15 protein-coding genes are annotated in these 20,482 nt (G+C 56.8%); 13 read left to right on the top strand and 2 right to left on the bottom strand.

What is annotated here, in order from left to right:
- The first annotated feature begins 28 nt into the window (after window positions 1-28).
- The 8 genes from syd to ES815_RS05305 all read left to right on the top strand — a co-directional run bounded on the left by syd (window position 29) and on the right by ES815_RS05305 (window position 8,537).
- Window positions 29-574, top strand: coding sequence for a SecY-interacting protein (syd, locus tag ES815_RS05340; protein WP_142486945.1), 546 nt, complete (start codon window positions 29-31; stop codon window positions 572-574).
- Between the two features lie 632 nt (window positions 575-1,206).
- Entirely contained in the window at window positions 1,207-1,533 is a 327-nt protein-coding gene (locus ES815_RS05335) for a YqcC family protein (RefSeq protein ID WP_142486944.1), read from the top strand.
- Entirely contained in the window at window positions 1,530-2,303 is a 774-nt protein-coding gene (gene truC, locus ES815_RS05330; protein WP_142486943.1) for a tRNA pseudouridine(65) synthase TruC, read from the top strand. Before ES815_RS05335 ends, truC begins: the two co-directional genes overlap by 4 nt.
- Before the next feature lie 24 nt (window positions 2,304-2,327).
- Window positions 2,328-2,777 carry a flavodoxin gene (locus tag ES815_RS05325; protein ID WP_142486942.1) on the top strand — a complete coding sequence of 150 codons (450 nt, stop codon included), beginning with the start codon at window positions 2,328-2,330 and terminating at the stop codon, window positions 2,775-2,777.
- A gap of 484 nt (window positions 2,778-3,261) precedes the next feature.
- Complete coding sequence (gudP, locus tag ES815_RS05320) at window positions 3,262-4,617, top strand: galactarate/glucarate/glycerate transporter GudP (RefSeq protein WP_142486941.1); 1,356 nt, start codon at window positions 3,262-3,264, stop codon at window positions 4,615-4,617.
- Window positions 4,617-5,957 (top strand): enolase C-terminal domain-like protein, encoded by a 1,341-nt coding sequence (locus tag ES815_RS05315; protein ID WP_142486940.1) that lies wholly within the window; start codon window positions 4,617-4,619, stop codon window positions 5,955-5,957. The genes gudP and ES815_RS05315 overlap by 1 nt, the downstream gene beginning before the upstream one ends.
- A 12-nt stretch (window positions 5,958-5,969) precedes the next feature.
- The gene (gudD, locus tag ES815_RS05310; protein ID WP_185902412.1) at window positions 5,970-7,310 is read left to right on the top strand and encodes a glucarate dehydratase; all 1,341 of its coding nucleotides are present in this window, start codon (window positions 5,970-5,972) and stop codon (window positions 7,308-7,310) included.
- A gap of 87 nt (window positions 7,311-7,397) precedes the next feature.
- Entirely contained in the window at window positions 7,398-8,537 is a 1,140-nt protein-coding gene (locus tag ES815_RS05305; protein ID WP_142486938.1) for a glycerate kinase, read from the top strand.
- A gap of 55 nt (window positions 8,538-8,592) precedes the next feature.
- On the opposite strand, the gene barA is transcribed toward ES815_RS05305, so the two are convergent.
- Window positions 8,593-11,352, bottom strand: a complete 2,760-nt coding sequence (barA, locus tag ES815_RS05300; protein ID WP_142486937.1) for a two-component sensor histidine kinase BarA — start codon at window positions 11,350-11,352, stop codon at window positions 8,593-8,595.
- Window positions 11,353-11,409: 57 nt separating this feature from the next.
- On the opposite strand from barA, the gene rlmD reads away from it, so the two are divergent.
- From rlmD to eno, 5 genes are all read left to right on the top strand, one after another.
- A complete protein-coding gene (gene rlmD / locus ES815_RS05295; RefSeq protein ID WP_142486936.1) occupies window positions 11,410-12,708 on the top strand; it encodes a 23S rRNA (uracil(1939)-C(5))-methyltransferase RlmD in 1,299 nt (432 codons plus the stop codon).
- Between the two features lie 52 nt (window positions 12,709-12,760).
- On the top strand, window positions 12,761-14,998 hold the full coding sequence (gene relA, locus ES815_RS05290; protein ID WP_142486935.1) for a GTP diphosphokinase: 2,238 nt from the start codon (window positions 12,761-12,763) through the stop codon (window positions 14,996-14,998).
- 112 nt (window positions 14,999-15,110) lie between these two features.
- A complete protein-coding gene (gene mazG, locus ES815_RS05285) occupies window positions 15,111-15,902 on the top strand; it encodes a nucleoside triphosphate pyrophosphohydrolase (protein ID WP_142486934.1) in 792 nt (263 codons plus the stop codon).
- A 224-nt stretch (window positions 15,903-16,126) separates the two neighbouring features.
- Complete coding sequence (pyrG, locus tag ES815_RS05280) at window positions 16,127-17,764, top strand: glutamine hydrolyzing CTP synthase (protein WP_142486933.1); 1,638 nt, start codon at window positions 16,127-16,129, stop codon at window positions 17,762-17,764.
- 82 nt (window positions 17,765-17,846) lie between these two features.
- Complete coding sequence (gene eno / locus ES815_RS05275; RefSeq protein WP_032613680.1) at window positions 17,847-19,142, top strand: phosphopyruvate hydratase; 1,296 nt, start codon at window positions 17,847-17,849, stop codon at window positions 19,140-19,142.
- A 54-nt stretch (window positions 19,143-19,196) separates the two neighbouring features.
- Here the strand turns inward: eno and ES815_RS05270 are convergent, their stop codons facing one another.
- On the bottom strand, window positions 19,197-20,414 hold the full coding sequence (locus tag ES815_RS05270) for a glycosyltransferase (protein ID WP_142486932.1): 1,218 nt from the start codon (window positions 20,412-20,414) through the stop codon (window positions 19,197-19,199).
- Window positions 20,415-20,482 lie beyond the last annotated feature (68 nt).

The raw sequence follows: 20,482 nt of genomic DNA, 5'->3' as shown, positions 1-20,482 counted from the left end.
ATCCTGGCTTATATGAAGAGAGAAACCGGTGGATAAAGAGACTGCTGCTGCCTTAACCGCGTTTACGGCGCGTTACTGTGACGCCTGGCATGAACAGAAAGGGACATGGCCGCAAAGCGAGGCGCTGTATGGCGTCCCTTCGCCCTGTATTATCACCTCTTCCGGGGATACCGTGATCTGGCAGCCCCAGCCGTTTACCACAGAGCAGAATGTAAAGGCGATTGAACGCGCAATGGACATTGTGGTACAACCTGCGGTCCACGCGTTCTATACCACACAGTTTGCCGGGGATATGTGCGCTCGCTTTGATAACGAGATGCTGACTCTGCTGCAAACCTGGAGTGAAGAGGATTTGCTGCGCGTGCAGGAGAACCTGATTGGGCATCTTGTGACCCAGAAGCGCCTGAAGCTATCGCCAACGCTCTTTATCGCCACCCTCGACAGCGAAATGGATATCCTCTCTGTCTGCAACCTCACGGGGAACGTGGTAAAAGAGACGCTGGGCACGCAGAAACGCCAGTTCCTCTCTGCTTCCCTTACGGATTTCCTCAAGCAACTGCATCCCGTCGTGTAATCCTGAATACTACTGCGCGTGTGAGAGATCTCTTACAAAGCTTGTAAGAGATCACCGTAATAACCGATACGCGCAACATATTATGCTGTCAGATAACTCATTAATTATCAGCTTGTTGAGTAAGAATCTGGCAGTAATAAGATGTAACATCTGTTTAATTTAGCTTACGGAGTGCCTTGTAAGACGAAGCGGAATAGGGGATTCTATGTCCGTCGACAGGAAGCCGACACGAGAAACGAACATCAGGATGATGGCGTTTCTTAACGTAGGACACGTCAGGAAGGCGTTACAGGGAAGGCTTCAGGACGAAGCAAAAGGATAACGCAGGATGCGTGAAGGACACCTCCAGGACGGAGAATGAGAGCCGGTAAGGATGTCCGGTGGGTCAGGAAGGCCAGGACGTTTCAGGATGAAACCGTCACATCAGGATGATGTGCGCAGGATGCAGTGGTCGAGGGAAGACCAGACCTTCGGGTCAGAGGAAAAGTTGTCACGGATGAGCAGGGAGCACTAAAAGTAGCTGGATTGCTGCGAAACGAACCGGGAGCACTGTTTTTACAGTGCTCCCTTTTTTTATTTCTGCGTGGTCTTTGCTATGCTGCCCGCCGTTCAGATTTTCAGTTGAGGTTTTCATGACGCATCACGACCATGTGCGCGCGCAGCTGCACGCCATCGAAGCTTTAATGCGCGATCATCAACTGTGGCAGGAGGCGGCGCCGCAGCCTGACGCGTTTGAGAGCACGCAACCTTTCTGTATGGACACCCTGGAGCCGTTTGAGTGGCTGCAATGGGTGCTTATTCCCCGCATGCATGCCCTGATTGAGGGTGGACATCCGCTGCCGCAAAACTTTGCCGTCGCGCCTTATTATGAAATGGCGCTGGACGCTGCCCATCCGTCACGCGACGCGGTGCTGGCGGCATTACTGGCGCTGGACACGCTCTTTGGCGACGAAGCATGATTGAGATCCTTTATCAGGATGAGTGGCTGGTTGCGGTCAATAAACCTTCCGGCTGGCTGGTGCACCGGAGCTGGCTCGATCGCGATGAAAAAGTGGTGGTGATGCAGACGGTGCGCGATCAGATTGGTCAGCATGTCTTTACCGCCCACCGTCTCGACAGACCGACCTCAGGCGTGCTGCTAATGGGGCTCTCCAGCGAGGCCGGACGACGCCTGTCGCAGCAGTTCGAGCAGCATCAGATCCAGAAACGCTACCATGCGATTGTCCGGGGCTGGCTGACCGAGGCCGCGACGCTCGATTATCCGCTGGTCGAAGAGCTGGATAAAATCGCCGATAAATATGCCCGCGAAGATAAAGGCCCACAGCCCGCGGTGACGGACTATCGTGGTCTGGCGACCACCGAACTGCCTGTCGCCATCAGCAAGTTCCCGACCACGCGCTACAGCCTGGTCGAACTGGAGCCAAAAACCGGGCGGAAGCACCAGCTTCGACGTCACCTTTCCCATCTGCGCCATCCGATTATCGGCGACAGCAAGCACGGCGATCTGCGGCAGAACCGCAGCGCGGCGGAGCATTTTGGCTGCAACCGTCTGATGTTGCACGCCAGCCAGCTGAACCTGGTGCATCCGTTTACCGGCGAGCCGCTGACGATCCGGGCCGGGCTTGATCCGGTTTGGATGCAGGCGCTGTCACACTTTGGCTGGTGCGGGCAACTCCCCGAAAATGAAAGGGTTGAGTTTGATCCCGCCAACGTTCAGGATAAACGTTAATTGCATTCATTGAGGGAGTAAACCATGGCTGTAGTCGGAATTTTTGTCGGCACGATGTATGGCAATTCGCTGCTGGTGGCCGAAGAGGCCGAAGCTATTCTTGCGGGAATGGGCCATAAAACCGCGGTCTATGAAGATCCCGAACTTGCCGACTGGGAAAAATACCAGGGCCAGTATACGCTGGTGGTCACCTCGACAACCGGGCAGGGCGATCTGCCGGACAGTATCGTACCGTTGTTCCAGGGCATCAAAGACAAGCTGGGTTATCAACCGGAGATGCGCTACGGCATCATCGCGCTGGGTGACAGCACGTATGCGAATTTCTGTGGTGGCGGCAAGCAGTTCGACGCCCTGTTACAGGAGCAAAGTGCTCAGCGCGTGGGGGAAATGCTGATGATCGATGCCTCTGAACATCCTGAGCCCGAAAGCGAAGCCAACCCCTGGGTTGAACAGTGGGGTACATTGTTAAAATAAGTTCCTGCCCTCCCTGCTGCGGAGGGCCAGAACCCGTTGCCAGTTAACAAAGCGACCTTACAGCCAGTGTAAGGTCACTGAATCGAGTAAGCATTGGGCAATCGCCCGTAATTCCGTACATTAATAGCGGGTATTGGCAGGCATTTTCACTGCGTCAAGCGACCTGTTTCACACTCCCACGATTCCCTCTCTCTGGCCTCCCGCTTATGGGCAGGCAGTTTTCATTTCCGTGAAGTCTCTTCCATTGAGTTGTGCTTTTGCCACAAACAACCGCACACGAGCGTGCCAATGTTGGGTTGTTGCACGGTGAGAGGGGTCTTGATCCTTTCTTATACTTTTTCCGCCAGTTAATAAAAATGCAGTCAGTAAGGCAAAAGACCTCAACGTTCAAAACTGCAAAAACACATACACGTCATTCTGATTACCCTACGGTTGTGCTGTTCAGAATGAACGTAGCGAAACGCTATGATTCAGGAGTGCAAGAATGAGTACATTAAGCCAGGCGGCGAGCAGCGCTGAAAAGCGCACCAATGCTCGCTATTGGATAGTGGTGATGCTGTTTATCGTCACATCCTTTAACTATGGCGACCGCGCCACGCTGTCGATTGCCGGTTCCGAAATGGCAAAAGATATCGGTCTGGATCCGGTCGGTATGGGGTATGTTTTCTCGGCATTTTCATGGGCCTATGTTATCGGCCAAATCCCTGGCGGTTGGTTGCTCGATCGCTTCGGTTCAAAACGCGTCTACTTCTGGTCCATCTTTATCTGGTCCATGTTTACCCTGTTACAGGGCTTCGTCGATATCTTTAACGGCTTTGGCATCATTGTCGCGCTCTTTACCCTGCGCTTCCTGGTCGGGCTGGCAGAGGCGCCTTCCTTCCCGGGTAATAGCCGCATAGTGGCAGCCTGGTTCCCGGCGCAGGAGAGGGGAACGGCGGTGTCCATTTTTAACTCCGCGCAATACTTCGCGACCGTCATCTTCGCCCCAATCATGGGCTGGCTGACCCACGAAGTGGGCTGGTCACACGTGTTCTTCTTTATGGGCGGGCTGGGTATCGTAATTAGCTTTGTCTGGCTGAAAGTGATCCATGAGCCGAACCAGCATCCGGGCGTAAACCAGAAAGAGCTGGATTACATCGCCGCAGGCGGCGCGCTGATCAACATGGATCAGGCCAAAAGCAAAGAGAAAGTACCGTTCAGCCACAAGTGGGGCCAGATTAAACAGCTGGTTGGCTCCCGTATGATGGTGGGGATCTACCTCGGTCAGTACTGCATCAACGCCTTAACCTACTTCTTTATCACCTGGTTCCCGGTCTATCTGGTTCAGGCGCGCGGCATGTCGATTCTGAAAGCCGGGTTTGTGGCCTCTGTTCCGGCGATCTGCGGCTTTGTCGGCGGCGTGTTAGGTGGGGTGATTTCCGACTGGCTGATGCGTCGTACCGGCTCTCTGAATATTGCCCGTAAAACGCCGATCGTGCTGGGTATGCTGCTCTCTATGTCGATGGTGGTGTGTAACTACGTGGATGCCGAATGGATGATTATCGGCTTTATGGCGATGGCCTTCTTCGGTAAAGGGATTGGGGCGCTGGGCTGGGCGGTGATGGCGGATACAGCGCCGAAAGAGATCAGCGGCCTGAGCGGCGGTCTGTTCAACATGTTCGGCAACATCTCCGGGATCGTCACTCCGATTGCCATTGGTTATATCGTCGGCACCACCGGGTCGTTCAACGGAGCGCTGATCTACGTAGGTGTCCACGCCCTGGTGGCGGTACTGAGCTACCTGGTGCTGGTGGGTGATATCAAACGTATCGAACTGAAACCTGTCGCGGAGCGTTCATAATGAGTATGCAATCAAGCCCTGTTGTAACCGAAATGAAGGTTATCCCGGTTGCCGGTCAGGACAGCATGCTGCTGAACATCGGCGGCGCGCATAACGCCTGGTTTACCCGCAATATCGTGGTGCTGACCGATAACGCCGGGAATACCGGCGTCGGGGAAGCCCCCGGCGGCGAGGTGATCTACCAGACCCTGGTGGATGCCATCCCGCAGGTGGTGGGTCAGGAGGTGGCGCGGCTGAATAAAGTGGTCCAGCGCGTGCACAAGGGCAACCAGTCTGCCGATTTCGATACCTTTGGCAAAGGTGCCTGGACATTTGAACTGCGGGTGAATGCCGTGGCGGCGCTGGAAGCGGCGCTGCTGGATCTGCTCGGCAAAGCGTTGAACGTGCCGGTGTGCGAACTGCTCGGCCCGGGCAAACAGCGCGATGCGGTCACCGTGCTGGGCTATCTCTTCTACCTGGGCGATCGCACCAAAACCGATCTGCCCTATCTGGAACGTTCGCCGGGTAGCCACGACTGGTATCACCTGCGCCATCAGGAGGCGCTCTCCAGCGAGGCGGTGGTGCGTCTGGCGGAAGCGGCCCAGGATCGCTACGGCTTTAAAGATTTCAAACTGAAAGGCGGCGTGCTGCCGGGCGAGCAGGAGATCGAGAGCGCCCGCGCTCTGAAAAAACGCTTCCCGGATGCGCGTATTACCGTCGACCCCAACGGCGCCTGGCTGCTGGATGAGGCCATCGCGTTGTGCAAAGGCCTGGGCGATGTCCTGACCTACGCCGAAGATCCGTGCGGCGCCGAGCAGGGCTTCTCCGGCCGTGAGGTGATGGCGGAGTTTCGCCGCGCCACCGGCCTGCCGGTCGCCACCAATATGATCGCCACCAACTGGCGCGAAATGGGCCATGCGGTGATGCTGAACTCGGTGGATATCCCGCTGGCGGATCCGCACTTCTGGACCCTCTCCGGCGCGGTTCGTGTGGCTCAGCTGTGCGACGACTGGGGCTTAACCTGGGGTTGCCACTCTAATAACCACTTCGATATCTCGCTGGCGATGTTTACCCATGTCGGCGCCGCCGCACCTGGCACGCCAACGGCTATCGACACCCACTGGATCTGGCAGGAAGGCGAAGCGCGCCTGACCAAAAATCCACTGGAAATTAAACACGGCAAGATTGCCGTACCGGATGCACCGGGGCTTGGCGTGGAGCTTGACTGGGATCAGATCCACAAAGCCCACGAAGCCTATAAGAAACTGCCCGGCGGCGCGCGTAATGACGCAGGCCCGATGCAGTACCTTATCCCCGGCTGGACATTTGACCGTAAACGCCCGGCGTTTGGTCGCCACTGATTAAAGGATTGAATTATGAGCACATTTACTACGCCTGTTGTCACTTCCATGCAGATCATTCCGGTTGCCGGCCATGACAGTATGCTGATGAACCTGAGTGGGGCCCATGCCCCGTTCTTCACCCGTAATATTGTGATTATCAAAGACAACTCAGGCCATACCGGCGTGGGTGAAATCCCGGGCGGCGAAAAGATCCGCAAAACGCTGGAGGATGCGATCCCGCTGGTGGTAGGCAAAACCCTGGGTGCCTACAAAAACATTCTCAATGCCGTACGTAATGAGTTTGCCGACCGTGATGCGAGCGGTCGCGGCCTGCAGACCTTTGACCTGCGTACCACTATTCATGTGGTCACCGGCATTGAAGCCGCAATGCTCGACCTGCTGGGTCAGCACCTTGGCGTCAACGTGGCGTCGCTGCTGGGTGACGGGCAGCAGCGTACTGAAGTCGAGATGCTGGGCTACCTGTTCTTCGTCGGCAACCGCAAGCTGACCCCGCTGCCGTACCAGAGCCAGCCGGATGAGCAGTGCGACTGGTATCGTCTGCGCCATGAAGAAGCGATGACCCCGGACGCGGTTGTCCGTCTGGCAGAAGCGGCCTATGAGAAGTACGGCTTTAACGATTTCAAACTGAAAGGCGGCGTGCTGGCCGGTGAAGAGGAAGCTGAATCTATCATCGCCCTGGCGAAACGCTTCCCGCAGGCGCGCGTCACCCTCGATCCAAACGGGGCCTGGTCGCTGGAAGAGGCGATCCGCATCGGTAAGCGCCTGAAGGGCGTGCTGGCCTATGCGGAAGATCCGTGCGGCGCCGAGCAGGGCTTCTCCGGTCGTGAAGTGATGGCCGAGTTCCGCCGCGCCACCGGTCTGCCAACCGCCACCAACATGATTGCCACCGACTGGCGTCAGATGGGTCATACCCTCTCCCTGCAGTCGGTCGACATTCCGCTGGCGGATCCGCACTTCTGGACCATGCAGGGTTCGGTACGTGTGGCCCAGATGTGCCACGAGTTTGGCCTGACCTGGGGCTCGCACTCAAACAACCACTTCGATATCTCACTGGCGATGTTCACCCATGTGGCTGCGGCCGCGCCGGGCAATATCACCGCTATCGACACCCACTGGATCTGGCAGGAGGGCAACCAGCGCCTGACCAAACAGCCGTTCGAAATCAAGGGCGGGATGGTGCAGGTGCCGACCACGCCAGGTCTGGGCGTTGAACTGGACATGGATCAGGTGATGAAGGCGCACGAGCTGTATCTGCAACACGGTCTTGGCGCGCGCGACGACGCGATGGCGATGCAGTACCTGATCCCGGAGTGGACCTTCAACAACAAACGCCCTTGCATGGTGCGTTAAGTCCGGTGCCGGTTCCTGCGGGAGTCGGCATTTTCTCTTGCGTGACGGGTGTATGCTTATGGTAGTCAACATGCGTAAGGACGGCTTATGAAAATAGTTATCGCACCGGACTCTTATAAAGAGAGCCTGAGTGCCCTGGCTGTGGCGACGGCAATAGAGCAGGGATTTTGCGAGATTTTCCCCACGGCAGAGTACGTCAAACTGCCGGTCGCCGATGGCGGTGAAGGCACCGTGGAAGCAATGGTTGCTGCCACCCAGGGAGACATTATTCAGGTGCGGGTAACGGGGCCGCTCGGCGGGCATGTTGACGGTTTTTATGGCCGCTCCGGTGATGGTAAAAGCGCGTTTATCGAGATGGCGGCAGCCAGTGGTCTGGAGCTGGTGCCTCCGGCCCAGCGTAATCCGCTGAAAACCACCTCCTGGGGAACCGGGGAGCTGATCCGCCATGCGCTGGATGCGGGTGTAAAACATATCATCATTGGCATTGGTGGCAGCGCCACCAACGACGGTGGGGCAGGGATGGTGCAGGCGCTGGGCGCGAAGCTGCTGGACGAGCAGGGGAACGCCATTGGTGCTGGCGGCGGCGAGCTGGAAAAGCTGGCGCGCATCGACATCAGCGGTCTGGATAAGCGGCTGGCAGCGTGCCGCATTGAAGTGGCCTGCGACGTTACTAACCCGCTGACCGGAAACAATGGCGCAAGTGCCGTGTTTGGCCCGCAGAAAGGGGCAACGCCGGAGATGATTACGCGCCTTGACGGCGCGCTGACGCAGTATGCCCGCATCATTGCCCGCGACCTCGACGTTGACGTGCTCGGCCTGGCCGGCGGCGGTGCCGCAGGCGGTATGGGCGCGGCGTTATACGCTTTTTGCGGCGCACAGCTGCGCCAGGGCATTGAGATCGTAACCGATGCGCTCAACCTCGACAGCCAGGTGGCCGACGCCGATCTGGTGATCACCGGGGAAGGGCGAATCGACAGTCAGACCATTCATGGCAAAGTCCCGGTGGGAGTGGCAAAGATTGCGAAACGCCACAATAAACCGGTGATTGGTCTGGCAGGTAGCCTCACGGCGGATGTCGGCGTGGTGCACGATCATGGTATAGACGCGGTGTTCAGCGTGATCTACACCATCTGCACGCTTGAAGAGGCGCTGGAAGACGCCGCAGAAAACGTGCGGATGACAGCGAGGAATATAGCGGCGGTGTTGAAGGTGGGGATGAATGTGTAGCCTCTGATGTTTATTCCCTCTCCCCTTTAGGGAGAGGGTTAGAGTGAGGGGGGACTTACGACCCCAGCACCTTCATCGCTTCCCGTGTGACGTTATCCATCTCATCCAGCAGCTCCAGAAACTCCGGCTCAAGCTCGCTTTCCGGCGTCCCGGAACGCAGCTGCTGCTCCAGTAAATGACACAGATTTTTCAGGCGCGGCACGCCACTGTATCCGCAGCTGCCGTGCAGCTTATGGATCGCCTCGACAAGATCTTCCGGGTTTTCACCCACCAGCTGCTCTTCCACCTTATTGCGGATCTCCGGCAGGAAGGCCACCAGCATCTGCAGCATCTCCCGCGCGAGGTCATTTTTGCCCGCCGCCTGACGCAGCGCGAGCTGCCAGTCGAGGGTGGCACTGACGTTAACCTGGCTCCCGGCGGCTTCCGGAGGGGCGATCCAGTTGCCTGTCGCCGGACCGGGCTTGTAACGCAGCAGCAGGCTGTGCAGCTTCTCTTCTTCTATCGGTTTTGCCAGATAGTCGTTCATCCCGGCGCTTAATAACTTCTCTTTCTGGCCCGCCATCGCATGCGCAGTCACGGCGATCACCGGGGTTAGCTGCTGATGGGGCAGCTGGCGAATCAGCTCGCAGGCGCGGATCCCGTCCATGCCAGGCATCTGAATATCCATCATGATCAGATCAAACTGCATCTGCCTCGCCCGCTCAACGGCCTGTAGGCCACTCTCGCAAAGTTCGACATGCTGGACCTGATCCTCCAGCAGGGCGCCAATCAGCTTCAGGTTGGCTGGGTTGTCATCCACCGCCATCACGGTCATCGGTAGCTTGTTCTCATCGCTAACGATTGGTGCGGCGTAATGGTTCAGACGACAGTATTCGGTCAGGGTTGGCAGCAGGCGCGTGGCGGTGAGCGGTTTCAGCAGACAGGCGGCTGCCCCGTCATGTTTAAGCTCTTCGGCGTTGATCTGCGCATGGCACGGCAGGGCCAGCAGCAGGTAATCGGTCATCGAGGCCGCTTTTGCCAGCCGCTCCTGCTGCATGGTCAGCTCGCCGGTAAAGGTCACCGGGATGCCCATCAGCAGAATGTCGTAATGGTCAAACGGCAGCGCGGAGAACGCCGGACTGTAGATCACCTCCAGCGGGGTGGTGCTTAACACGTCCAGCGTACTTTGCGCGGCGGCGGTATTGGCCTCCACGTACGCCAGCCGTTTACCCTGCAGACAATCCATCGCCGATCGATCGGTCAGGACATTCGGATTCAGGTCGAGGTTGATATGGAACCAGAAGGTCGATCCCCGGTTAGGCTGGCTATGGAAGGAGATATCGCCCCCCATCTCGTTAACCAGTTTCTGGGTGATCACCAGCCCCAGACCGGTGCCGCCATGGCGTCGGGAAATGCTGGCGTCGGCCTGACGGAAGGCCTGGAACAGCCGGGACTGATCGCGTTCCGGGATCCCAATACCGGTATCACGGATCTGCACTTCAAGCTGTACCTTGGTATTGCTGATGGCGCGTTTTTCGACCAGCACGTCAATGTTGCCGCTCTCGGTGAACTTGATGGCGTTGCCCACCAGGTTGGTGATCACCTGCTGCAGGCGCAGCGGGTCGCCAATCACGTTATCCGGCACATCATTCTTAATGTTCAGCGTCAGCTCCAGCCCCTTGTCGTGGGAGGAGTGCGCCAGCAGGGTGACCACCTCATCCAGCGTGTTACGCAGCGGGAACGGGATGCTCTCCAGAATCAGTTTACCCGCCTCGAGCTTGGAGAAGTCCAGCACGTCATTGATGATCGCCAGCAGGTTGTTGGCCGAACGTTCAATGGTATGCAGGTGGTCGCGCTGGGTCGGGTTGAGTTCGGTCTTCAGGGTCAGGCGGGTAAAGCCAATCACGCCGTTGAGCGGGGTGCGCAGCTCATGGGACATGTTGGCCAGAAACTCCGATTTAATGCGGGCCGCTTCCTGGGCGCGCTTTTTGGCCAGATCCAGCTCGACGTTCTGGATCTCCATCTGCTCAAGGGTTTCACGCAGGTCGGAAGTGGCCTGATCGACGTTATGCTGCATCTCCTCATGGTAGGCCGCCAGCGACATGGCCATCGAGTTGATGCCATTTTTCAGCATATCCAGCTCGCCCAGCATAAAGCCTTCGACGCGGCTGTCGAGCTGGCCCCGACGGATACGGTCAACAGTATTTACCATGTTGCGGATCGGACTGGTCACGTCGCGCATCAGACGCCAGCCGAAGATAAGCGCAATGCCGATACAAAACAGCATCATCACCGTGGAGATAAAAATTTCCCTGTACTGCTGCAGCCGCACGGACTTGAGATCCAGCTCCAGCGCCACATATCCCAGCATGTTGTTATTGGGCTTGGCATCCGACCCGGCAGATTCATCCGGTGAATAGCTTTCCGAGATGATCGGCGTGCGCAGGATCATCTTCTCGTCCTGGCGGATCACGCTCAGCCGCGCCGGGAAGGGCATACCGGCCGGGAGCTTCAGCGTACCGGGGTCCTGCTGGATATTGGAGGTCACAAACAGGCGATTATGTTGGTCATAGACCGAGATCGCTCGCACAATATCCGAATGACGGCGGTGCAGGATGCTAATGAGCTGGCCAATAGACTCGCGATTTTGCAGGGTCATACCGTACTCGCTGGACACCGCCAGCGGTTCAATAATGCTGGCTCCGGCATCCTCAAGCTGGCGCTGCAGGTCGTTATAACGGTGCACCACAAAGAAGGTACTCAGCAGTAAACCAATGAGTACGGTAGGGGCGAGGATCAAAATCATCATGCGCGCACGCAGGCTGTAGTTGGTCATGGAGTTCCGTTATGGGACAATTAGAGTCAATATATTCATTTGAGAAAATACCCGGCAATGGCGCAATTCTACTCTGCAAAGCGGCGCGTGACGACGCGTCAGATCATAACTGTTGATGTGACAGACCTCGACCCCTTCGGTCAGGGGGTGGCGCGCCATGATGGTAAGGCCTTGTTTATTCCCGGCCTGCTGCCCGACGAACGTGCGGAGATCGCCCTGACGGAAGAGAAACGTCAGTACGCGCGCGGGCAGGTAAAACGCCGCCTCAACGACAGCCCGCAACGCGAGACGCCGCGCTGTCCGCATTTTGGGGTCTGCGGCGGCTGCCAGCAGCAGCATGCCAGCATCGCGTTGCAGGAGCGCAGCAAAAGCAACGCCCTGGCGCGCTTGCTGAAGCACGACGTCAACGAGGTGATTGCCGATAAGCCGTGGGGCTACCGCCGCCGGGCGCGCCTGAGCCTGAACTATCAGCCGAAAACCGCGCGTCTGGAGATGGGCTTTCGCAAAGCCAACTCCAGCGATATCGTCGATGTGAAACAGTGCCCCATTCTGGTGCCCCGTCTTGAGGCATTGCTGCCAGAAGTGCGCAAATGCCTCTCTGACCTGCAGGGTATTCGCCACCTGGGCCACGTCGAACTGGTGCTGGCAAACAGCGGCCCGCTGATGGTACTACGTCATACTGCACCGCTTTCGGCCAAAGATCGCGAAAAACTGGAACGCTTTTCGCATTCCCATGAGCTTGACCTTTATCTCGCCCCACAAAGCGAGATACTTGAGCAACTGAGCGGTGAAACGCCCTGGTATGATTCAGACGGGCTACGCTTAACGTTCAGCCCGCGCGATTTCATTCAGGTCAATGACGGTGTTAACCAGCAGATGGTGGCGACAGCGCTGGCCTGGCTGGATATTCAGCCGGAAGATCGGGTGCTCGATCTGTTTTGCGGGATGGGCAATTTTACTTTGCCGCTGGCAAAACGGGCGCATAGCGTGGTCGGCGTGGAAGGTGTAGCGGCGCTTGTAGAGAAAGGACGCGACAACGCGATTCACAATGCGCTGCAAAACGTGACATTTTTTCACGAGAATCTGGAAGAGGATGTCACCCGGCAGCCCTGGGCGGCGCACGGCTTCGACAAGATTCTGTTGGATCCGGCACGTGCAGGCGCGCCAGGCGTGATGCAGCATATTATTAAACTCGCCCCTGAACGTGTGGTCTATGTTTCCTGTAACCCGGCGACGCTTGCCCGGGACAGCGAAGCATTACTGGCAGCGGGTTACCAGATTCAGCGTCTGGCTATGCTTGATATGTTCCCGCACACTGGACATCTGGAATCAATGGCGTTGTTTGTACACAACTGATGAATTTCGGCTTGTCGAATTCGACAGGCAAGGGTCCCTAAAGGAGAGGACAATGGTTGCGGTAAGAAGTGCACATCTCAATAAAGCTGGTGAGTTTGACCCACAAAAATGGATCGCAAGTCTGGGGATTGCCAGCCAGCAGTCGTGTGAACGCTTAACCGAAACCTGGGCCTATTGTCTGCGCACCACGAAGGGGCATCCCGATGCGGAGCTGCTGCTGTGGCGCGGGGTGGAGATGGTGGAAATCCTCTCCATGCTGAGCATGGATATCGACACCCTGCTCGCCGCCATGCTGTTCCCGCTGGCCGACGCCGAGGTCGTCTCCGAAGAGGTGCTGCGCGAAAGCGTCGGTAAATCGATCGTGTCGCTGATCCACGGCGTGCGCGACATGGCGGCGATCCGCCAGCTGAAGGCCACCCACACCGACTCCGTCTCCTCCGAACAGGTCGACAACGTTCGCCGTATGCTGCTGGCGATGGTGGATGACTTCCGCTGCGTGGTCATTAAGCTTGCCGAACGCGTCGCCCATCTGCGGGAAGTGAAGGACGCGCCGGAAGACGAACGCGTGCTGGCGGCGAAAGAGTGCACCAATATCTATGCCCCGCTGGCGAACCGGCTGGGGATCGGGCAGCTGAAATGGGAGCTGGAAGATTACTGCTTCCGCTATCTGCACCCGGCGGAATACAAACGTATCGCTAAACTGCTGCACGAGCGCCGTATCGATCGCGAACACTATATCGAGGAATTTGTCGGCGGCTTACGTCAGTCGATGAAAGAAGAGGGCGTGAAGGCCGAAGTCTACGGCCGGCCGAAGCATATCTACAGCATCTGGCGCAAAATGCAGAAAAAGCATCTCGCCTTTGATGAGCTGTTTGATGTGCGCGCCGTGCGCATCGTGGCCGAGCGTTTGCAGGACTGCTACGCCGCGCTGGGGATTGTTCATACCCACTTCCGCCACATGCCGGATGAGTTTGACGACTACGTCGCCAATCCGAAACCGAACGGCTACCAGTCGATCCATACCGTGGTGCTGGGGCCGGGCGGTAAACCGGTCGAAATCCAGATCCGCACCAAACAGATGCACGAAGAGTCCGAGCTGGGCGTTGCCGCGCACTGGAAGTACAAAGAGGGCACCTCAGGCGGGGCGCGCTCCGGCCACGAGGATCGCATCGCCTGGCTGCGTAAGCTGATTGCGTGGCAGGAAGAGATGGCCGACTCCGGCGAGATGCTCGACGAAGTGCGCAGCCAGGTCTTTGACGACCGGGTCTACGTCTTTACGCCGAAAGGCGACGTGGTTGACCTGCCGGCAGGCTCAACGCCGCTCGACTTCGCCTATCATATCCATAGCGACGTGGGGCACCGCTGCATCGGCGCCAAAATTGGCGGGCGCATCGTGCCGTTCACCTATCAGCTGCAGATGGGCGATCAGGTGGACATCATCACCCAGAAACAGCCGAACCCGAGCCGCGACTGGCTGAACCCGAACCTGGGCTATATCACCACCAGCCGCGGACGCTCCAAGATCCACGCCTGGTTCCGTAAGCAGGATCGTGACAAGAACATCCTTGCCGGTCGTCAGATCCTTGACGACGAGCTGGAGCATCTGGGCATCCACCTGAAAGAGGCGGAAAAGCAGCTGCTGCCGCGCTACAACTTCAACGAGCTGGATGAGCTGCTGGCCGCCATCGGCGGCGGGGATATTCGTCTTAACCAGATGGTGAATTTCCTGCAGGCGCAGTTCAACAAACCGAGCGCGGCGGAGCAGGATGCGGCGGCGCTGAAGCAGCTGCAGCAGAAGAGCTACACTCCGCAGCACCGCAGCAAAGAAAAAGACAACGGCAGGGTCGTGGTGGAAGGCGTCGGTAACCTGATGCACCACATTGCCCGCTGCTGCCAGCCGATCCCGGGTGACGAGATCGTCGGCTTTATTACCCAGGGGCGCGGGATCTCTATCCACCGTGCGGACTGCGATCAGCTCGAGGATTTACAGTCTCACGCGCCCGAACGTATCGTTGATGCGGTGTGGGGCGAGAGTTACTCTGCGGGCTATTCGCTGGTAGTGCGGGTTTCGGCCAACGATCGCAGCGGCCTGCTGCGCGACATTACCACCATTCTGGCGAACGAAAAGGTGAACGTGCTGGGCGTCGCCAGCCGCAGCGACACCCGTCAGCAGCTCGCCACCATCGATATGACCATCGAAATCTATAATCTGCAGGTGCTGGGCCGGGTGCTCGGCAAGCTGAACCAGGTGCCAGATGTGATCGACGCCCGTCGTCTGCACGGCGGGTAATCCATCGCACATTCTTCTCCCCGGCGGCGTGTTGCTTGCCGGGGCTACGCTTTCACGTAGGCCGGGTAAGGCGCAGCCGCCACCCGGCGTTACCGATTTAACAGGATAAGACATGACCCAAATCGACCGCCTGCTCGGCATTATGCAACGTCTGCGCGACCCGGAAACCGGCTGTCCGTGGGATAAAGAGCAGACTTTCGCCACCATCGCCCCCTACACCCTGGAAGAGACCTACGAGGTGCTGGATGCCATCTCCCGGGAGGATTTTGACGATCTGCGCGGCGAGCTGGGCGACCTGCTGTTCCAGGTCGTGTTCTACGCCCAGATGGCCCAGGAAGAGGGACGTTTTGATTTCAACGATATCTGTGCCGCCATCAGCGATAAGCTGGAGCGCCGCCACCCGCACATTTTTGGCGATGCCACCGCTGAAAACAGTACTGAAGTGCTGGCCCGCTGGGAGCAGATCAAAAGCGCAGAACGCGCTGAAAAATCGCAGCATTCAGCGCTGGACGATATCCCGTTAAGCCTGCCGGCGCTAATGCGCGCGCACAAGATCCAGAAACGCTGCTCGACGGTCGGGTTTGACTGGACCTCATTAGGCCCGGTGCTCGATAAAGTCCATGAAGAGATCGACGAAGTGATGCACGAAGCGCAGCAGGCGGTGGTGGATCAGGAGAAGGTCGAAGAGGAGATGGGCGATCTGCTGTTTGCTACCGTCAACCTTTCACGTCATTTGGGCGTCAAAGCCGAAGTGGCGCTGCAAAAAGCCAACCTCAAATTCGAACGCCGTTTCCGGGAAGTGGAGCGCATTATCGCTGCCCGCGGCCTGGAAATGACCGGCGTGGACCTTGAGGCGATGGAAGAAGTATGGCAGGAAGTAAAACGCCAGGAATCTGATCTCTAACGAGTTTTTACGATCAAGCGCAATTTGTGTGATTTTTTAAATGACAAGCGCTTGATTTGCGTCAAAAACATTTACCCAAAAGGGGCTATTTTCTCACTCCCAATATGAGTCAAAGCCTGAGACAGGAGACGGAGAATGAAAGTTTGTGGCGCTCGCCGTGTTCGGGTATACTACTTTCCCGTCCTGGTTATTCCATCGTTTCACCCTAACTTCTCAGGTTCAGCATGACAACGAACTATATTTTTGTGACCGGCGGGGTTGTATCCTCTCTGGGTAAAGGCATTGCCGCAGCCTCCCTCGCAGCCATTCTTGAAGCCCGTGGCCTCAATGTGACCATGATGAAGCTGGATCCGTACATCAACGTCGATCCAGGTACCATGAGCCCGATCCAACACGGGGAAGTGTTCGTTACTGAAGACGGCGCTGAAACCGACCTGGACCTGGGTCACTACGAGCGTTTCATTCGCACCAAAATGACCCGTCGTAACAACTTCACGACTGGCCGTATCTACTCCGACGTTCTGCGCAAAGAGCGCCGTGGCGACTATTTGGGCGCTACCGTTCAGGTTATCCCGCACATCACCAACGCCATTAAAGAGCGTGTTCTGGCAGGTGGCGAAGGCCACGACGTGGTGCTGGTCGAAATCGGCGGTACCGTAGGTGATATCGAATCCCTGCCGTTCCTTGAAGCGATTCGCCAGCTGGCGGTAGATATCGGTCGTGAACACGCGCTGTTCATGCACCTGACCCTGGTGCCGTACATGGCTGCCGCAGGTGAAGTGAAAACCAAACCGACCCAGCACTCCGTGAAAGAGCTGCTCTCCATCGGTATTCAGCCTGACATCCTGGTTTGCCGTTCCGATCGTGCCGTTCCGGCCAACGAACGTGCGAAAATTGCATTGTTCTGTAACGTGCCAGAAAAAGCCGTTATTTCAATGAAAGATGTCGATTCCATTTATAAAATCCCGGGCCTGTTGAAATCACAGGGTCTGGACGATTATATTTGTAAACGATTCAGCTTGAACTGTCCGGAAGCTAACCTGTCTGAATGGGAACAGGTTATTTATGAAGAAGCGAACCCGGCAGGCGAAGTGACTATCGGTATGGTCGGCAAGTACATTGAACTGCCGGACGCCTATAAGTCAGTTATCGAAGCGCTGAAACACGGTGGCCTGAAGAACCGCGTAACCGTCAACATCAAGCTGATTGATTCGCAGGATGTTGAAACCCGCGGTGTCGAAATTCTGAAAGATCTGGATGCTATTCTGATCCCTGGCGGCTTCGGCTACCGTGGCGTTGAAGGCAAGATCGCTACCGCACGCTATGCGCGTGAAAACAATATTCCTTACCTCGGCATTTGCCTGGGTATGCAGGTTGCGCTGATTGAATTTGCCCGCAACGTGGTGGGGATGGAAAACGCGAACTCTACGGAATTTGTGCCAGACTGTAAGTACCCTGTTGTGGCGCTTATTACCGAATGGCGCGACGAAGAAGGTAACGTCGAAGTCCGTACCGAGAAGAGCGATCTGGGTGGCACAATGCGTCTGGGCTCTCAGGCCTGTCAGCTTTCCGACGACAGCCTGGTACGCCAGATGTACGGTGCGCCGACAATCACTGAACGCCATCGTCACCGTTATGAAGTCAACAACCTGCTGTTGAAACAAATTGAAGCTGCGGGCCTGCGTATTGCGGGCCGCTCCGGGGATGATCAGTTGGTCGAGATCATCGAAGTGCCGAACCACCCATGGTTCGTCGCCTGTCAGTTCCACCCGGAATTTACTTCTACGCCGCGTGATGGACATCCGCTGTTTGCTGGCTTTGTGAAAGCCGCCAATGAGTTCCAGAAGCGTCAGGCGAAGTAAGAAAAGTTAGAACGGCAGCGCGTACCAGGGGTACGCGTTGTTTGTCTGGAGTTTTAGTTTAACTTGTACTGAGGAAAATCTAATGTCCAAAATCGTTAAAGTCATCGGTCGTGAAATCATCGACTCCCGTGGTAACCCGACTGTTGAAGCCGAAGTACACCTGGAAGGTGGTTTCGTCGGTATGGCAGCTGCGCCGTCAGGTGCATCTACTGGTTCCCGCGAAGCGCTGGAACTGCGCGATGGCGACAAATCCCGTTTCCTGGGCAAAGGCGTAACCAAAGCTGTTGGCGCGGTTAATGGCCCAATCGCACAGGCAATCCTTGGCAAAGACGCCAAAGACCAGGCTGGCATCGATAAAATCATGATCGATCTGGACGGTACTGAAAACAAATCTAACTTCGGTGCGAACGCAATCCTGGCTGTTTCCCTGGCGAACGCCAAAGCAGCAGCTGCTTCTAAAGGTCAGCCACTGTTCGAACACATCGCTGAACTGAACGGCACTCCAGGCAAATACTCTATGCCAGTTCCGATGATGAACATCATCAACGGCGGCGAGCACGCAGACAACAACGTTGATATTCAGGAATTCATGATTCAGCCAGTTGGCGCGAAAACCCTGAAAGAAGCAGTACGTATGGGTTCTGAAGTGTTCCACAACCTGGCTAAAGTTCTGAAAGCTAAAGGTATGAACACTGCTGTAGGTGACGAAGGTGGTTATGCACCTAACCTGGGTTCCAACGCCGAAGCACTGGCTGTCATCGCTGAAGCGGTTAAAGCAGCAGGCTACGAGCTGGGCACCGACATCACCCTGGCGATGGACTGTGCAGCATCTGAATTCTACAAAGACGGTAAATACGTTCTGGCTGGCGAAGGCAACAAAGCCTTTACCTCTGAAGAGTTCACTCACTTCCTGGAAGACCTGACCAAACAGTACCCAATCGTCTCTATCGAAGACGGTTTGGACGAATCTGACTGGGATGGCTTCGCATACCAGACTAAAGTACTGGGCGACAAAATCCAGCTGGTTGGTGACGATCTGTTCGTAACCAACACCAAGATCCTGAAAGAAGGTATCGAGAAAGGCATCGTTAACTCCATCCTGATCAAATTCAACCAGATCGGTTCTCTGACCGAAACTCTGGCTGCGATCAAAATGGCGAAAGACGCTGGCTACACTGCCGTTATCTCTCACCGTTCAGGCGAAACTGAAGACGCGACCATCGCTGACCTGGCTGTTGGTACCGCTGCTGGCCAGATCAAAACGGGTTCTATGAGCCGTTCTGACCGTGTTGCTAAATACAACCAGCTGATTCGTATCGAAGAAGCGCTGGGCGAAAAAGCACCATACAATGGTCGTAAAGAGATCAAAGGTCAGTAATTCATTCTGAACCTTCATCTTTAGAAAAAACCCGCTTCGGCGGGTTTTTTTTTATCATGACACCGTCGGTACGCTATGACGTGTACATACCGCCTGTTCAATAATATCGGCAGCCCGTGCTGCCCCTCCGGCGTTTATCAGTTGAGTCTGGAGGGCGGTGATGCGCTGCGTGTACTGCTTATTTTCCAGCAGGTCGAGAAGATGCTGGCTGAGCGTGCGGCTCGGCGAAAAACGGCAAGCCTTAAGGCCAATGCCGCTGAAGACGACTCGGGCAGCGACGCCTGGCTGATCAAACGCCAGAGGCACGGCGAGGATCGGCGTGGCGGTGGCGATGGCATCCATAACCGTATTCAGCCCTGCGTGGGTAATGACGGCGCTGGCATCGCGCAATACCGCCAGCTGATCGGTAAATCCTATGGTATGCGCCCCCGCATGCGCCAGCCGGGCGGTTTGACTGGCATTTAGTCCGTCACAGTGGGCAATAAGCAAGGGCACTCCAGCCTGTCGGCAGGCGCGGGCAATCTTGCGGAACAGCCCATAGCGGTAGCCCTGGAGCGTGCCTAATGACGCAAAAACAAACGGCTTTTTATTGCCGGAAGAAACCCTTGGCGGATCGTAGCGTAGCGGGCCTACCGCATGGAAGCAGGCGGGCAAGGTGCGTGGAAAATCAAAGCCTGGGATGGTCTGGCTGATTTGCGCCAACGGAGACAGGCATTGATCCAGCCTGTTGCGCGAGGCCAGACCAAATGCCCGGGCATGACGGGCAATGACCCGCCCCTGTCTCGACATCAGCCAGTCATAAACATCCGCGCTGGAGGCGTATAATTTCCGGCTGCGATCGCTGGTGCCATAGCGAAAAGGCATCACCGGCAAGGGGATGGTGTTATCCCGGTTTACCGGCAGGGCGCAGCAGATGGAGATAAAGGGCAGGTTGAGCGCTTGAGCAACCAGCCCTCCTGCCGGCTCCATCTGATCGACAATCACGGCGTCAATATTGTGCCGTTGGAAGGCGAGGGGCAGTTCACGGCACAGCATATCGGTAACGCTTGCCATACCTGATATCAGGCGAAAAAACCCCGGCTCGTTTATCGCTGACGGCGTTGGGTGACCCACGGCGATGAAGTTTGCCTGCGGTTCCCTAAGCAAGGTGCGAGCCTCTTCCTGCTGAAAAAAAGTAACCCGATGGCCGCGCACGATAAGGTGTTTTGCCAGTGCTTCCATAGCGTGCATATGGCTGTATAACGGTAGCGTTATTACCGCAAAATGGCTCATTCTGCTTGTCCAGTATTCTGATGGCTACTCAGTCAAGGGGGTTAACATCGACGCGAGCCGGGTGGGCG

It is taken from the genome of Leclercia adecarboxylata (assembly GCF_006874705.1).
Classification (GTDB): Bacteria; Pseudomonadota; Gammaproteobacteria; order Enterobacterales; family Enterobacteriaceae; genus Enterobacter; species Enterobacter adecarboxylatus_C.
The sequence above is the reverse complement of the archived record's forward strand: the minus strand, read 5'-3'. Positions and strand labels throughout refer to the sequence as shown.

Excerpts from the sequence above, each read along its gene's own strand:
- ES815_RS05335 (WP_142486944.1), top strand. The coding sequence starts at position 1,207 with ATGACGCATCACGACCATGTGCGCGCGCAGCTGCACGCCATCGAAGCT.
- truC (WP_142486943.1), top strand. The coding sequence starts at position 1,530 with ATGATTGAGATCCTTTATCAGGATGAGTGGCTGGTTGCGGTCAATAAA.
- ES815_RS05325 (WP_142486942.1), top strand. The coding sequence starts at position 2,328 with ATGGCTGTAGTCGGAATTTTTGTCGGCACGATGTATGGCAATTCGCTG.
- gudP (WP_142486941.1), top strand. The coding sequence starts at position 3,262 with ATGAGTACATTAAGCCAGGCGGCGAGCAGCGCTGAAAAGCGCACCAAT.
- ES815_RS05315 (WP_142486940.1), top strand. The coding sequence starts at position 4,617 with ATGAGTATGCAATCAAGCCCTGTTGTAACCGAAATGAAGGTTATCCCG.
- ES815_RS05305 (WP_142486938.1), top strand. The coding sequence starts at position 7,398 with ATGAAAATAGTTATCGCACCGGACTCTTATAAAGAGAGCCTGAGTGCC.
- barA (WP_142486937.1), bottom strand. The coding sequence starts at position 11,352 with ATGACCAACTACAGCCTGCGTGCGCGCATGATGATTTTGATCCTCGCC.
- rlmD (WP_142486936.1), top strand. The coding sequence starts at position 11,410 with ATGGCGCAATTCTACTCTGCAAAGCGGCGCGTGACGACGCGTCAGATC.
- relA (WP_142486935.1), top strand. The coding sequence starts at position 12,761 with ATGGTTGCGGTAAGAAGTGCACATCTCAATAAAGCTGGTGAGTTTGAC.
- mazG (WP_142486934.1), top strand. The coding sequence starts at position 15,111 with ATGACCCAAATCGACCGCCTGCTCGGCATTATGCAACGTCTGCGCGAC.
- pyrG (WP_142486933.1), top strand. The coding sequence starts at position 16,127 with ATGACAACGAACTATATTTTTGTGACCGGCGGGGTTGTATCCTCTCTG.
- eno (WP_032613680.1), top strand. The coding sequence starts at position 17,847 with ATGTCCAAAATCGTTAAAGTCATCGGTCGTGAAATCATCGACTCCCGT.
- ES815_RS05270 (WP_142486932.1), bottom strand. The coding sequence starts at position 20,414 with ATGAGCCATTTTGCGGTAATAACGCTACCGTTATACAGCCATATGCAC.